The organism is Pseudomonas sp. FW305-3-2-15-E-TSA4 (genome assembly GCF_058787295.1).
Map to the genome: position 1 here is coordinate 207,043 of NZ_JBYSZP010000001.1, position 13,448 is coordinate 220,490.

General features: G+C 60.6%; 13 protein-coding genes. 9 read left to right on the forward strand and 4 right to left on the reverse strand.

Annotated features, from left to right (window positions below; all coding sequences use genetic code 11):
- Window positions 1-117: 117 nt before the first annotated feature.
- From AC3WMV_RS00970 to AC3WMV_RS00980, 3 genes are all read right to left on the reverse strand, one after another.
- A complete protein-coding gene (locus AC3WMV_RS00970) occupies window positions 118-1,434 on the reverse strand; it encodes an MFS transporter (RefSeq protein WP_103368458.1) in 1,317 nt (438 codons plus the stop codon).
- 303 nt (window positions 1,435-1,737) lie between these two features.
- Window positions 1,738-2,979, reverse strand: coding sequence for a CNNM domain-containing protein (locus tag AC3WMV_RS00975; RefSeq protein WP_103368457.1), 1,242 nt, complete (start codon window positions 2,977-2,979; stop codon window positions 1,738-1,740).
- Window positions 2,980-2,991: 12 nt separating this feature from the next.
- Window positions 2,992-3,804, reverse strand: coding sequence for a cytochrome C assembly family protein (locus AC3WMV_RS00980; RefSeq protein WP_027610969.1), 813 nt, complete (start codon window positions 3,802-3,804; stop codon window positions 2,992-2,994).
- A gap of 195 nt (window positions 3,805-3,999) precedes the next feature.
- Here AC3WMV_RS00980 and ffh point away from each other — a divergent pair, with 195 nt between their 5' ends.
- From ffh to AC3WMV_RS01010, 6 genes are all read left to right on the forward strand, one after another.
- The gene (ffh, locus tag AC3WMV_RS00985) at window positions 4,000-5,376 is read left to right on the forward strand and encodes a signal recognition particle protein (protein WP_007967791.1); all 1,377 of its coding nucleotides are present in this window, start codon (window positions 4,000-4,002) and stop codon (window positions 5,374-5,376) included.
- Window positions 5,377-5,637: 261 nt separating this feature from the next.
- The gene (rpsP, locus tag AC3WMV_RS00990; protein WP_003185073.1) at window positions 5,638-5,889 is read left to right on the forward strand and encodes a 30S ribosomal protein S16; all 252 of its coding nucleotides are present in this window, start codon (window positions 5,638-5,640) and stop codon (window positions 5,887-5,889) included.
- 5 nt (window positions 5,890-5,894) lie between these two features.
- The gene (rimM, locus tag AC3WMV_RS00995; protein WP_047292745.1) at window positions 5,895-6,431 is read left to right on the forward strand and encodes a ribosome maturation factor RimM; all 537 of its coding nucleotides are present in this window, start codon (window positions 5,895-5,897) and stop codon (window positions 6,429-6,431) included.
- 3 nt (window positions 6,432-6,434) lie between these two features.
- Window positions 6,435-7,187, forward strand: coding sequence for a tRNA (guanosine(37)-N1)-methyltransferase TrmD (gene trmD, locus AC3WMV_RS01000; RefSeq protein ID WP_003221981.1), 753 nt, complete (start codon window positions 6,435-6,437; stop codon window positions 7,185-7,187).
- Between the two features lie 45 nt (window positions 7,188-7,232).
- The gene (rplS, locus tag AC3WMV_RS01005) at window positions 7,233-7,583 is read left to right on the forward strand and encodes a 50S ribosomal protein L19 (RefSeq protein WP_003175895.1); all 351 of its coding nucleotides are present in this window, start codon (window positions 7,233-7,235) and stop codon (window positions 7,581-7,583) included.
- Between the two features lie 91 nt (window positions 7,584-7,674).
- Entirely contained in the window at window positions 7,675-8,088 is a 414-nt protein-coding gene (locus AC3WMV_RS01010) for an acyl-CoA thioesterase (RefSeq protein ID WP_103368456.1), read from the forward strand.
- A gap of 107 nt (window positions 8,089-8,195) precedes the next feature.
- Here AC3WMV_RS01010 and AC3WMV_RS01015 read toward each other — a convergent pair whose 3' ends face one another.
- Window positions 8,196-10,004, reverse strand: coding sequence for a cation:proton antiporter (locus AC3WMV_RS01015; RefSeq protein WP_103368455.1), 1,809 nt, complete (start codon window positions 10,002-10,004; stop codon window positions 8,196-8,198).
- 108 nt (window positions 10,005-10,112) lie between these two features.
- On the opposite strand from AC3WMV_RS01015, the gene xerD reads away from it, so the two are divergent.
- The 3 genes from xerD (at window position 10,113) to AC3WMV_RS01030 (ending at window position 13,430) form a co-directional block, all read left to right on the forward strand.
- Window positions 10,113-11,009, forward strand: a complete 897-nt coding sequence (gene xerD / locus AC3WMV_RS01020; protein ID WP_007967784.1) for a site-specific tyrosine recombinase XerD — start codon at window positions 10,113-10,115, stop codon at window positions 11,007-11,009.
- Between the two features lie 253 nt (window positions 11,010-11,262).
- Entirely contained in the window at window positions 11,263-11,994 is a 732-nt protein-coding gene (dsbC, locus tag AC3WMV_RS01025) for a bifunctional protein-disulfide isomerase/oxidoreductase DsbC (RefSeq protein ID WP_007967782.1), read from the forward strand.
- A gap of 131 nt (window positions 11,995-12,125) precedes the next feature.
- A complete protein-coding gene (locus tag AC3WMV_RS01030) occupies window positions 12,126-13,430 on the forward strand; it encodes a homoserine dehydrogenase (RefSeq protein ID WP_007908972.1) in 1,305 nt (434 codons plus the stop codon).
- Window positions 13,431-13,448 lie beyond the last annotated feature (18 nt).

Sequence of the window (13,448 nt, forward strand, 5' to 3'; positions counted from 1 at the left end):
ACCGAGGCGCGGCATTCGCGAGCAAGCTCGCTCCCACAGGTTCGGCGGTGTTCACAATTTTGTGTACTGCACGGGCATTGTGGGAGCGAGCTTGCTCGCGAAGCTTTTGATCTTCTGTCAGGCAACCTGATTCAGATCGTTATTCCTCGTTTCCTTAAGGCACAGCACAGCAATCAGGCTGAGCACCGCTGCCGCCGACACATACCCGCCGACATAACTCAAACCACCCATCGCCACCAGTTTCTGCGCAAAGAACGGAGCCGCCGAGGCGCCGACGATCCCGCCGAGGTTGTAAGCGGCCGATGCGCCGGTATAGCGCACGTGGGTCGGAAACAGTTCCGGCAGCAGCGCGCCCATCGGGGCAAACGTCACACCCATCAGGAACAGCTCGATGCACAGGAACAGCGCCACGCCCCAGGTCGAGCCCTGTGTCAGCAACGGCTCCATCAGGAAACCGGACAGAATCGCCAGAACGCCGCCAACGACCAGCACCGGTTTGCGCCCGTAACGGTCGCTGGCCCAGGCGGACAACGGCGTTGCCGCGGCCATGAACAGCACGGCAAAACACAGCAGTCCAAGAAACGTCTCACGGCTGTAGCCGAGGGTGGACACGCCGTAGCTCAGGGAAAACACCGTTGAGATATAAAACAGCGCATAGCACACCACCATCGACGCTGCGCCGAGCAGGGTGGGCGCCCAGTACTGGCTGAACAGCTCGACCAGCGGCACCTTCACTCGCTCCTGACGGGCGATGGCGTTGGCAAATACCGGCGTTTCGTGAAGTTTCAGACGTACATACAGGCCAACCATCACCAGTGCCGCGCTGAGCAGAAATGGAATCCGCCAGCCCCAGCTGCGGAACTGCTCGTCATTGAGGGTCATGGCCAAGGTCAGGAACAGGCCATTGGCCGCGAGAAAACCGATCGACGGGCCAAGCTGCGGGAACATGCCGAACCACGCCCGTTTGCCCTTGGGCGCATTCTCCGTCGCCAATAGCGCCGCGCCACCCCATTCGCCACCCAATCCCAAACCCTGACCGAAACGCAGCACGCACAAGAGAATAGGGGCCCAGGCGCCAATGCTGTCGTAACCCGGCAGCACGCCAATCAGCGTGGTGCACACGCCCATCAGGAGTAGCGAGGCGACCAGTGTCGATTTGCGCCCGATGCGGTCACCGAAATGGCCGAACAGCGCCGAACCCAGCGGCCGTGCGAGGAAGGCGATGCCGAAGGTGAGAAACGCCGAAAGCATCTGCGCGGTGCCGGACGTCTGCGGAAAGAACACCGGCCCGATAACCAGCGCGGCGGCCGTGGCGTAAACGTAGAAGTCGTAGAACTCGATGGCGGTGCCGATGAAACTCGCTGTCGCCACGCGGGTGGCGGAGTTGGTCGGCTGGGCAGGCGCGGTGGCGCTGTAAGCGGTACTGGTCGTCATGCGGTGATCCCTGACAGTCATGAGCTCCGTTGGAGCGAATTATTATGGTTGAACACCCAGGGATGTGGGATGAGACGCGAGCGCTGTTTCGAGTAGGAACAGTCGTCGGGGTAGTGCGGAAAATTACCGAAACCGTTGGCGTGCGGGGTAAGCACAGGGCTCGGCGGCGCTTGGGTAAGCGGCTCGATTATAGGAAGGGGGCTAACGAATGAACAAGAGCAAAGATCGCAGCCTTCGGCAGCTCCTACAGAGGAACGCATTCCAAAATGCAGGAGCTGCCGAAGGCTGCGATCTTTTGATCTTTTATCTGGCCGGCACCAAAGCAGCCACCGCGCTCGTATGCCAGATCAGCACCTTGCTCACCCGGTTGTCCTCGGTCTCGAGAATCTCCAGCCGATAGCGCCCGATCTTCAGACACACCGCGCTGTCCGGAATGGTCTCCAGCGCTTCGGTCACCAGACCATTGAGGGTTTTTGGCCCGTCGCTCGGCAAATGCCAGCCGAGGCATTTGTTCAACTCGCGGATCGACGCGGTACCATCGATCACCATGCGCCCGTCGGGCTGCGGATGGATGTGCGGGTTGTCGAGGCTGTGCTCGCTTTCGAATTCGCCGACGATTTCTTCGAGAATGTCTTCCAGAGTGACGATGCCCAGCACTTCGCCGTACTCGTCCACCACCATGCCCAAGCGGCGTTGCTGCTTGTGGAAGTTCAGCAATTGCAGTTGCAGCGGGGTGCTTTCCGGAACGAAGTACGGCTCGTAGCTGGCGGCCAGCAGCGCTTCGCGGGTCAGCTGGCCATCGTTGAGCAGATGGCGGATCTGCCGGGTGTTGAGCACCGCTTCGACCTGATTGATGTCGCTGTGGAACACCGGCAGGCGCGTGCGTTTGTTGTGGCGCAGTTGTTCGATGATCTCTTCGATCGAGTCGTCGAGGTTGATGCCGTCGACATCGCTGCGTGGCACCAGAATGTCGTTGACCGTGATGTTGTCCAGCGCATGGATGCCTGAGACCGGGTGGGTGCGAGACGGGTGTTCCGGATCGTTATCAGGGTCGGCAGGTTCTTCGTCTTCGCTTTGCTGCACCACCTGGGGTTTGCGCGCGAAGGGACGCAGCAGCAAACCGCTGATGCGACTCAGCAGCCAAGCCAGCGGGTAAAGGATTTTCAGCGGAACCGCCAGCAGGGTATTACCGAACGACAGCACCGCATCCGGGTAGCGCTGGGCCACGCTGCGCGGAAAGTAGTCGGCAAACACCAGCAACACGGCACCGGCGCCGAGGCAGGCGGCCCACGGGCCGTTTTCTTCGCAAAGGAAGATTGCCAGCAGTGTGGCAATGACCACCGCGAGGGCGCGGCACAGGGTGTTGCACAGGATCAGACTTTCGAGCGGGAAGCTCAGCTTCGCCAGCGGTTTATCGCTGGCGCGCGAGGCGGTGCGTTGCGCGAGCAAGTGCTGCTGCGCGATTTCGACGGCGGTAAACAGCCCCGACCATAAAATCAGCAGGACAAATACCGCAAGCATCGGCCCTATGGGCAAACCGTCCATTTATGCCGCCCGTCAGATGTGCAGGATGTATTCACGAACCAGTTTGCTGCCGAAATACGCCAACATCAGCAGGCAGAAACCGGCGAGGGTCCAGCGAATCGCCTTGTGGCCACGCCAGCCGAGGCGATTACGGCCCCACAACAGCACGCTGAACACGATCCAGGCCAGGCACGCCAGCAGGGTCTTGTGCACCAGATGCTGGGCGAACAGGTTCTCGACGAACAGCCAGCCGGAGATCAGCGACAGCGACAGCAGCGTCCAGCCAGCCCAGAGGAAGCCGAACAACAGGCTTTCCATGGTTTGCAGCGGCGGGAAGTTCTTGATCAGGCCAGACGGGTGCTTGTGCTTGAGCTGGTGATCCTGCACCAGCAGCAACAAAGCCTGGAACACCGCGATGGTGAACATGCCGTAGGCGAGGATCGACAGCAGGATGTGGGCGAGGATGCCCGGTTCTTCGTCGATGATCTGCACCGTGCCGGCCGGGGCGAACTGCGCCAGCAACACCGTGGCCGCGCCGAGTGGGAACAGCAGCACCAGCAGGTTTTCCACCGGGATCCGCGAGCAGGCCAGTAGCGTCAGGGCGATGACAGCCGCGGCGATCAGGCTGGCGGCGCTGAAGAAGTCCAGGCCCAGGCCGATCGGCGTCAGCAGGTGAGTGAGCAGGCTGGCGCTGTGGGCGAGCACGGCGAGGATGCCGAGCGTAACCAGCAGGCGCTTGTTCGCCTTGGCGCCGGAGGCCAGGCGGGTGCCCTGATAAAGGGTCGCAGCGGCATAAAGAAGCGCGGCGGCGATGGTAGTCAGCAAACTGGGTGACAAGGGGAGCATAAATCCTGTTAGGCAGGCCCGAAAGGCGCTGAGTTTGGCATAGAACCGCCACACCACGAAAGTGCGAGGTGTCCGCCCGACGCAGTCTTCGCTATAATCCGCGACCTGCCCACGCCGCAGGCTCGCCGAGCACATGTTGAATCCGGTCTGGGCCGCCATTATCCCGGTCTACACAGGGCCTGAAAGGATCGCGCAATGTTTGAAAACTTAACCGACCGTCTCTCGCAGACGCTGCGCCATGTCACCGGCAAGGCGAAGCTGACTGAAGACAATATCAAAGACACCCTGCGCGAAGTGCGCATGGCGTTGCTCGAAGCCGACGTCGCCCTGCCGGTGGTCAAGGACTTCGTCAATTCGGTCAAGGAGCGCGCTGTCGGCACCGAGGTGTCGCGCAGCCTGACGCCGGGCCAGGCCTTCGTGAAGATCGTCCAGGCCGAACTCGAAAGCCTGATGGGCGCGGCCAACGAAGACTTGAACCTGAGCGCCGTGCCGCCCGCCGTCATTCTGATGGCCGGTCTGCAGGGTGCCGGTAAAACCACCACCGCCGGCAAACTCGCGCGCTTCCTTAAAGAACGCAAGAAGAAGTCGGTGATGGTGGTGTCGGCGGACATCTACCGTCCGGCTGCGATCAAACAGCTGGAAACCCTGGCCAACGACATCGGCGTGACGTTCTTCCCGTCCGATCTGAGCCAGAAGCCGGTCGACATCGCCAACGCGGCTATTAAAGAAGCAAAACTGAAATTCATCGACGTGGTCATCGTCGACACCGCCGGTCGTCTGCACATCGACGAAGAGATGATGGGCGAGATCAAGGCGCTGCACGCCGCGATCAACCCGGTGGAAACCCTGTTCGTGGTCGACGCCATGACCGGTCAGGACGCCGCCAACACGGCCAAGGCCTTCGGTGATGCGCTGCCGCTGACCGGTGTGATCCTGACCAAGGTCGACGGCGATGCCCGTGGCGGTGCCGCGCTGTCGGTGCGCGCAATCACCGGCAAGCCGATCAAGTTCATCGGTATGGGCGAGAAGAGCGAAGCGCTCGATCCGTTCCACCCTGAGCGTATCGCTTCGCGGATCCTGGGCATGGGCGACGTGCTCAGCCTGATCGAACAGGCTGAAGCGACCCTCGACAAGGACAAGGCCGACAAACTGGCCAAGAAGCTGAAGAAGGGCAAGGGCTTCGACCTCGAAGACTTCCGCGATCAGCTGCAACAGATGAAGAACATGGGCGGCCTCGGCGGCCTCATGGACAAGCTGCCGAGCATCGGCGGCGTCAACCTGTCGCAAATGGGTAATGCCCAGAACGCGGCAGAGAAGCAGTTCAAGCAGATGGAAGCCATCATCAACTCCATGACCCCGGCCGAGCGCCGCGACCCTGAGTTGATCAGCGGTTCGCGCAAACGCCGGATCGCCATGGGTTCCGGCACCCAGGTGCAGGACATCGGTCGCTTGATCAAGCAGCACAAGCAGATGCAGAAGATGATGAAGAAATTCACCGCCAAAGGCGGAATGGCGAAAATGATGCGCGGCATGGGCGGTATGTTGCCCGGCGGCGGCATGCCGAAAATGTGATTCAGGACACCAAGACTTCGCCGGTCGTCGCACCGGCGCAGACCCTGCAAGGACGCAGGATCAACAGCAAACCCGCACTCGGCGGGAGCTGACTGGCCGTTTTCATCGACGGCTCTATATGCAAATCCGCACGGCATGCCATAGGCGCCGGAAAAAGTCATTTGCAAAAGTCCGGATATTCCTTAGAATATGCGGCCTTTCGGGCACCCATGCCCGCTGTGCATTTAGATTTGCAGCACCGACTACAGGAACGATGTTCACATGCTAACAATCCGTCTTGCCCTTGGCGGCTCCAAAAAGCGCCCGTTTTACCACCTGACCGTAACCGACTCGCGTAACCCGCGTGACGGCTCCCACAAAGAACAGGTTGGCTTCTTCAACCCTGTTGCCCGTGGTCAGGAAATCCGTCTGTCCGTGAACCAAGAGCGCGTAGCCTACTGGCTGAGCGTTGGTGCACAGCCATCTGAGCGTGTTGCTCAGTTGCTGAAGGAATCTGCCAAGGCTGCAGCCTGAGCAGTATGAGCGCGACGCCAGAAAAAGCTGATGACCTGATCGTTGTCGGCAAGATTTTTTCGGTTCACGGCGTTCGCGGCGAGGTGAAGGTCTTTTCCTTTACCGATCCGATTGAAAACCTGTTGGACTACCGCAACTGGACGCTTCGGCGCGAAGGCGTGGTGAAACAGGTCGAGCTGGTCAGCGGCCGATCCACTCAAAAGGATCTGGTTGCCAAGCTCAAAGGCCTCGACGATCGCGATGAAGCCCGTCTTCTGAGCGGTTACGAGATTTGCATCTCGCGAAGCCTTTTGCCCAACCTGACAGGCGACGAGTACTACTGGTACCAGTTGCAGGGTCTGAGCGTCATCAACCAGGACGAGCAATTGTTCGGCAAGGTTGATCACCTGTTGGAGACCGGCGCGAACGATGTATTGGTGGTCAAGCCCTGCGCGGGCAGCCTGGATGATCGTGAGCGGTTGTTGCCCTATACAGAGCAATGCGTGCTGACAATCGATCTGGATGCAGGCGTGATGAGGGTGGAATGGGACGCGGACTTCTAAGCAATGGCCAGCCTGCGCGTAGACGTCATAACGTTGTTCCCCGAGATGTTCTCGGCCATCAGTGAGTACGGTATTACCAGTCGTGCGGTCAAACAGGGGCTGTTGCAGCTGACCTGTTGGAATCCGCGGGATTACACGACGGATCGGCATCACACTGTGGACGATCGCCCGTTTGGCGGTGGTCCGGGCATGGTGATGAAGATCAAGCCCCTGGAAGATGCTCTGGTTCAGGCCAAGGCAGCAGCCGGGGAGGCGGCGAAGGTGATTTACCTGTCCCCCCAAGGCCGTCAACTGACTCAGTCGGCGGTACGCGAGTTGGCAAAATCGGATGCATTGATCCTGATTGCCGGCCGCTATGAAGGCATTGACGAGCGCTTTATTGAGGCTCATGTCGATGAAGAGTGGTCGATTGGTGACTATGTACTGTCTGGCGGCGAGCTGCCGGCCATGGTCATGATCGATGCGGTTACACGACTGCTGCCCGGAGCTTTAGGGCATGCGGATTCCGCTGAGGAAGATTCCTTTACGGATGGTCTGCTGGATTGCCCGCACTACACCCGACCTGAGGTGTATGCGGATCAGCGTGTTCCCGACGTGTTGCTAAGTGGCAATCACGCGCATATCCGGCGTTGGCGTTTACAGCAGTCCCTTGGTAGGACCTATGAACGACGCGCCGATCTTCTGGAAAGCCGCTCGCTTTCTGGAGAAGAGAAGAAGCTGCTCGAGGAATACATCCGCGAGCGGGACGATAGTTAACAACGTATCGATGGTAGATCAGTTGATTTACCTTAGGAGCACAGCATGACCAACAAAATCATCCTTGCACTCGAAGCAGAGCAGATGACCAAAGAAATCCCTACCTTTGCCCCAGGCGACACCATTGTCGTTCAGGTGAAAGTGAAGGAAGGCGATCGTTCCCGTCTGCAAGCGTTCGAAGGCGTTGTCATCGCCAAGCGTAACCGCGGCGTGAACAGTGCGTTCACCGTTCGTAAAATCTCCAACGGTGTTGGCGTAGAACGTACTTTCCAGACCTACTCCCCGCAGATCGACAGCATGGCTGTTAAACGTCGCGGTGACGTACGTAAAGCCAAGCTGTACTACCTGCGCGACCTGTCGGGTAAAGCAGCTCGCATCAAGGAAAAACTGGCTTAAGTCCAGCTTCCGATGCAGAAAAAAGCAGCCTACGGGCTGCTTTTTTGTTGCCTGTAATTTATCCACAGCATTTTTGTTTCAGGCCAGAACCATGACCACCCGCGACCAGGAAATCCAGCGCCGTACCGAACTCTCGGTAACCCGCGTGACCAAAGCCGTCTTCCCGCCGACCACCAACCACCACAACACCCTGTTCGGCGGCACCGCGCTGGCATGGATGGACGAAGTGTCGTTCATCACCGCCACCCGCTTCTGCCGCCTGCCGCTGGTGACTGTTTCAACCGACCGCATCGACTTCAACCACGCGATCCCGACCGGCTCCATCGTCGAACTGGTCGGTAAAGTGATCAAGGTCGGCAATACCAGCCTCAAGGTCGAGGTGGAAGTGTTTGTCGAGAGCATGAGTTGCGATGGCCGCGAGAAGGCGATTCATGGGCAGTTCAGCTTTGTCGCTATTGATGATGACAAGCGGCCGGTGCCGGTGCTGCCTGGGTTTGCAGCCTGATCTGAAACCGAGTCGCGCCATTCGCGAGCAGGCTCGCTCCCACAGGCTTTGTGTCGGACACAATTTCCGATCACTGTGGGAGCGAGCCTGCTCGCGAAGGCGTCAGCTCAGGCACCGCTGCTTTCAGGCTGAATCAACGCCAACAACGTCCACCCGGATCCCGGTTTCAAAACGGTCTCCGGCGTCACCACATGCACCCAGCCGCTGTCATCGCGCATGAACAGCAGCGTCGCCCGATTGCCATGCAATGCCTGGTAATCCTCCCAACCGAACCCGTCCGTCAGCGTCGTGCTGTAGACCTCGGCGCCGTTGCTGATCAGGCTGGCCAGCTTGGCGTAGGTCAGCGCCTCGCTCCCCAGCTGATTGCCGCGATGTTCCAGGCTTGCCCGATGCTTGTCACTGCGACGACTTTCCTGACCACTGGCCAGACCAAACAGGCGTTGATGACCAAAGTCGTGTCGAAAACGCATCGCCGCCAGGGTGTTCAGTTCGCCCGACGGCGATAGCGCCAGCAGATGCCCCAGCCCCACCAGATCAAGATGCGCATCGGCATGCTGTGAAGCCGGGTTGCCAAAGTACGTCGGCAAACCCTCCATGCGCGCCGCACGAATGTTTTCCCAACTCGAATCGGTCAGTAGCACCCGGCTGCCCAGCTGCTGCAGCGACTTGCCCAGCAGGCGCGCCGGGCCGTTGGCGCCGACGATCAGGAAGCCGCTCGGCGCCGGTTCAGCGACGTTCAGCAAGCGTGCCAGTGGCCGAGCGGTTGCACTTTGCAGCACCACGGTGCCGATGATCACCGCGAAAGTCAGCGGCACCAGCAGCAGCGCACCTTCGTGCCCGGCTTGATCCAGACGAATCGCGAAAATTGCCGACACCGCCGCGGCCACGATCCCGCGCGGGGCGATCCAGCACAGCAGGGCGCGTTCACGCCAGCTCAGGCTAGAGCCGGCAGTGCTCAACAGCACGTTCAGCGGGCGCGCGATCAGTTGAATCACCAGCAGCAGAATCAGCACCAGCGGCCCGAGGCCGATCAGGGCATGCAGGTCCAGCCGCGCCGCCAGCAGAATGAACAACCCGGAAATCAGCAGCACGCTGAGGTTTTCCTTGAAGTGCAGGATGTGCCGCACATCCACGCCCTTCATGTTCGCCAGCCACATGCCCATCAGCGTCACCGCCAGCAGGCCGGACTCGTGCATCACCTGATTGGATGCAATGAAGATCCCCAACACCGCCGCCAGCGAGGCGAGGTTATGCAGGTACTCGGGCAACCACTGGCGCCGGATGATGGTGCCCAGCACCCAGCCGCCGACCACCCCGAATACGCTGCCGCAGACAATCACCCCGCCGAAGGTCAACAGGCTCTGTTCGAGGCCGTTGCCCTCGGAGCGGGCGATGATGAAGCTGTAGACCACCACCGCGAGCAGGGCGCCGATCGGGTCGATGACGATGCCTTCCCAGCGCAGGATGTTGGCGATCGAGGCTTTCGGCCGCACCACCCGCAGCATCGGCACGATCACCGTCGGGCCGGTCACCAGCGTCAGGCTGCCGAACAGGATCGCCAGCAGCCAGTCGAAGCCGAGCAAGAAGTGCGTCGCGACGGCGATGACCACCCAGGTGACGAGCGCACCGAGAGTCACCAGCCGATGCACGACACTGCCGATCTCGCGCCATTCCGACAGGTGCAGGGTCAGACTGCCCTCAAACAGGATCAACGCTACCGCCAGCGACACCAGCGGCATCAGCAGCGGGCCGAACATTTCCTGCGGGTCGAGCCAGCCCAGCACCGGCCCGGCGAGAATCCCGGTCAGCAACAGAAACAGAATCGCCGGCAGCTTCAGGCGCCACGCCAGCCACTGGCAACCCAACGCAGCGACGCCGATCCCGCCAAATGCCAAGAGAATTTGCTGCTCGTTCATTGAAGCTCCCTGTTCCTTGAAATTGCGGGCTATGAAAGACTAGCGGCCATTCCTACAGTTCACTCTACATTTGCGCACGGCCCCGGAGGTTGTGTGTCTTGAGCGCCCATGCCTGCCATCGACCATCCACTGATTGACCAATTCCTCGACGCCCTGTGGCTGGAAAAAGGCCTGTCCGATAACACTCGCGGCGCCTACCGCAGCGATCTGGCGCTGTTCAACGGCTGGCTACAGGAGAAAAACCTCGAGCTGATCAATGCCGGTCGCGAGTTGATCCTCGATCACCTGTCCTGGCGTCTGGAGCAGAACTACAAACCGCGCTCCACCGCCAGATTTCTCTCCGGTGTGCGTGGCTTTTATCGCTATCTGCTGCGGGAAAAGCTGATTACGGTCGATCCGACCTTGCGCGTCGACATGCCGCAACTCGGTCGGCCTTTGCCCAAGTCGCTGTCGGAAGCCGACGTCGAGGCGCTGCTCAAGGCGCCGGATCTGAGCGAAGCCATCGGCCAGCGTGACCGCGCCATGCTTGAGGTGTTGTATGCCTGTGGTCTGCGGGTGACCGAACTGGTCAGTCTGACGCTGGAGCAGGTCAACCTGCGTCAGGGCGTGTTGCGGGTGATGGGCAAGGGCAGCAAGGAGCGGCTGGTGCCGATGGGCGAGGAGGCGATTGTCTGGGTCGAACGCTACATGCGCGATGGCCGCAGCGAGCTGCTCGGCGGGCGCCCCAGCGATGTGCTGTTTCCCAGCCAGCGCGGCGAGCAGATGACCCGCCAGACTTTCTGGCACCGGATCAAGCATTGGGCCAAAGTCGCCGGGATCGGCAAATCGCTGTCGCCGCACACCTTGCGCCATGCGTTTGCCACGCACCTGCTCAACCACGGCGCCGATCTGCGGGTGGTGCAGATGCTGCTGGGGCACAGTGACCTTTCCACTACGCAAATCTACACCCACGTCGCCCGCGCGCGGTTGCAAGATCTGCACGCCAAACACCACCCAAGAGGCTGATGAAAAACCTGTGGGAGCGGGCTTGCTCGCGAAGAGGCCGTCACAGACTAGATGTTTGTCGCCTGCCAAGACGCCTTCGCGAGCAAGCCCGCTCCCACAGGGTTTGCGTCGCCCACAATCTCTGGCGACAGGCGCATTCGGCCATGCGAGCCTTATGTGGTAGGCTTTGCCGGTTTGCACGATGGACGGTTATGACCCGGTGTTCCGGCACGGGCGTTCTGACCGTTTCATTTGTCCGCCTTCAGGAGTTCTCATGCGTCTGACCCAGATTTTCGCCGCCGCCGCCATTGCGTTGGTCAGCACCTTTGCCGTCGCCGATGACGCGGCCGACAAAGCCATTCGTCAAAGCCTGGAAAAACTCGAACTCGAGGTTCCGGTAGAAAGCATCAGCGCCAGCCCGTTGCCGGGCATGTATGAAGTCAAGCTCAAGGGCAGCCGCGTGCTGTACGCCAGCGCCGACGGCCAGTACATCGTTCAGGGCTACCTGTTCCAGCTCAAGGACGGCAAACCGGTCAACCTGACCGAGAAGACCGAACGCCTGGGCATCTCCAAACTGATCAATGCCATTCCAGTGGCCGAAACCGTGGTGTATCCGGCGGTGGGCGAAACCAAATCGCACATCACCGTGTTCACCGACACCACCTGCCCGTACTGCCACAAGCTGCACGCCGAAGTGCCTGAGCTGAACAAGCGCGGCATCGAAGTGCGTTACGTGGCGTTCCCGCGTCAGGGCCTCGGCTCGCCGGGTGACGAGCAACTGCAAGCCGTGTGGTGCTCGACCGACAAGAAAGCAGCCATGGACAAAATGGTCGATGGCAAGGAAATCAAGGCCGCCAAGTGCGCGAACCCGGTTTCCAAACAGTTCGCTTTGGGTCAGTCGATTGGCGTGAACGGCACACCGGCCATCGTTTTGGCTGACGGACAAGTCATTCCGGGCTACCAGCCGGCGCCACAAGTCGCCAAACTGGCGCTGGGCGCCAAGTAATTCGCATCGTCACGGTCCGCCGTTGACGATCATGGTCCGGCAGCAACATCGCCGGGCCATTAATAGAGAGCCGCGAACACGCGGTTGTTTTCCGGCCGACCTTGCGTCGGCCGTTTCATGGGGAGTTCACAGTGAATCCGGTCAAAGTAGGCATCTGTGGGTTAGGGACCGTCGGTGGCGGTACCTTCAACGTACTTCAGCGCAACGCCGAGGAAATTGCTCGTCGTGCCGGGCGTGGGATCGAAGTGGCACAAATTGCCATGCGCACGCCAAAGCCTCAGTTCCAGACGACCGGTATTGCGATTACCAACGATGTCTTCGAAGTGGCCACGAACCCTGAGATCGACATCGTCATAGAGCTGATGGGCGGCTACACCGTTGCCCGCGAGCTGGTACTCAAGGCCATCGAGAATGGCAAGCATGTGGTCACCGCGAACAAGGCACTGATTGCCGTTCACGGTAATGAAATTTTCGCCAAGGCACGCGAGAAAGGCGTGATCGTGGCGTTCGAAGCGGCTGTGGCCGGTGGCATTCCGGTGATCAAGGCGATCCGTGAAGGCCTGTCCGCCAACCGCATCAACTGGGTCGCCGGGATCATCAACGGCACCGGTAACTTCATCCTCACCGAAATGCGCGAGAAGGGGCGCACCTTCGAAGACGTGCTGGCCGAAGCGCAAGCGCTGGGCTACGCCGAAGCCGATCCGACCTTCGACGTCGAAGGCATCGACGCCGCGCACAAACTGACGATTCTGGCTTCCATCGCGTTCGGCATTCCGCTGCAATTCGACAAGGCCTACACCGAAGGCATCACCAAGCTGACCACCGCCGACGTGAATTACGCCGAAGCGCTGGGCTACCGCATCAAGCACCTCGGTGTGGCGCGCAGCACCGCTGCCGGTATCGAGCTGCGCGTACACCCGACGCTGATCCCGGCCGATCGCCTGATCGCCAACGTCAACGGCGTGATGAACGCCGTGATGGTCAACGGTGACGCTGCCGGTTCGACGCTGTTCTACGGCGCCGGTGCCGGCATGGAGCCGACCGCTTCGTCGGTGATCGCCGACCTGGTGGACGTGGTTCGCGCCATGACGTCCGATCCGGAAAACCGCGTGCCGCACCTGGCCTTCCAGCCGGACTCGCTGTCGGCGCATCCGATCCTGCCGATCGAAGCCTGCGAAAGTGCCTACTACCTGCGCATCCAGGCCAAGGACCATCCGGGCGTACTGGCTCAGGTGGCGAGCATCCTCTCGGAGCGCGGCATCAACATCGAGTCGATCATGCAGAAGGAAGTCGAGGAACACGACGGTCTGGTGCCGATGATCTTGCTGACCCACCGCGTGGTCGAGCAGCGTATCAACGATGCAATCGCCGCCCTCGAAGCCCTGGCCGGCGTGAATGGTCCGGTTGTGCGGATCCGCGTCGAGCACCTGAACTAAGTCGTTGTCCTGCAATGG

Coding starts and splice junctions, on each gene's coding strand:
- rplS (WP_003175895.1), top strand. CDS start 7,233: ATGACCAACAAAATCATCCTTGCACTCGAAGCAGAGCAGATGACCAAA.
- AC3WMV_RS01010 (WP_103368456.1), top strand. CDS start 7,675: ATGACCACCCGCGACCAGGAAATCCAGCGCCGTACCGAACTCTCGGTA.
- rpsP (WP_003185073.1), top strand. CDS start 5,638: ATGCTAACAATCCGTCTTGCCCTTGGCGGCTCCAAAAAGCGCCCGTTT.
- rimM (WP_047292745.1), top strand. CDS start 5,895: ATGAGCGCGACGCCAGAAAAAGCTGATGACCTGATCGTTGTCGGCAAG.
- dsbC (WP_007967782.1), top strand. CDS start 11,263: ATGCGTCTGACCCAGATTTTCGCCGCCGCCGCCATTGCGTTGGTCAGC.
- trmD (WP_003221981.1), top strand. CDS start 6,435: ATGGCCAGCCTGCGCGTAGACGTCATAACGTTGTTCCCCGAGATGTTC.
- ffh (WP_007967791.1), top strand. CDS start 4,000: ATGTTTGAAAACTTAACCGACCGTCTCTCGCAGACGCTGCGCCATGTC.
- AC3WMV_RS00975 (WP_103368457.1), bottom strand. CDS start 2,979: ATGGACGGTTTGCCCATAGGGCCGATGCTTGCGGTATTTGTCCTGCTG.
- AC3WMV_RS01015 (WP_103368455.1), bottom strand. CDS start 10,004: ATGAACGAGCAGCAAATTCTCTTGGCATTTGGCGGGATCGGCGTCGCT.
- AC3WMV_RS00980 (WP_027610969.1), bottom strand. CDS start 3,804: ATGCTCCCCTTGTCACCCAGTTTGCTGACTACCATCGCCGCCGCGCTT.
- xerD (WP_007967784.1), top strand. CDS start 10,113: ATGCCTGCCATCGACCATCCACTGATTGACCAATTCCTCGACGCCCTG.
- AC3WMV_RS00970 (WP_103368458.1), bottom strand. CDS start 1,434: ATGACGACCAGTACCGCTTACAGCGCCACCGCGCCTGCCCAGCCGACC.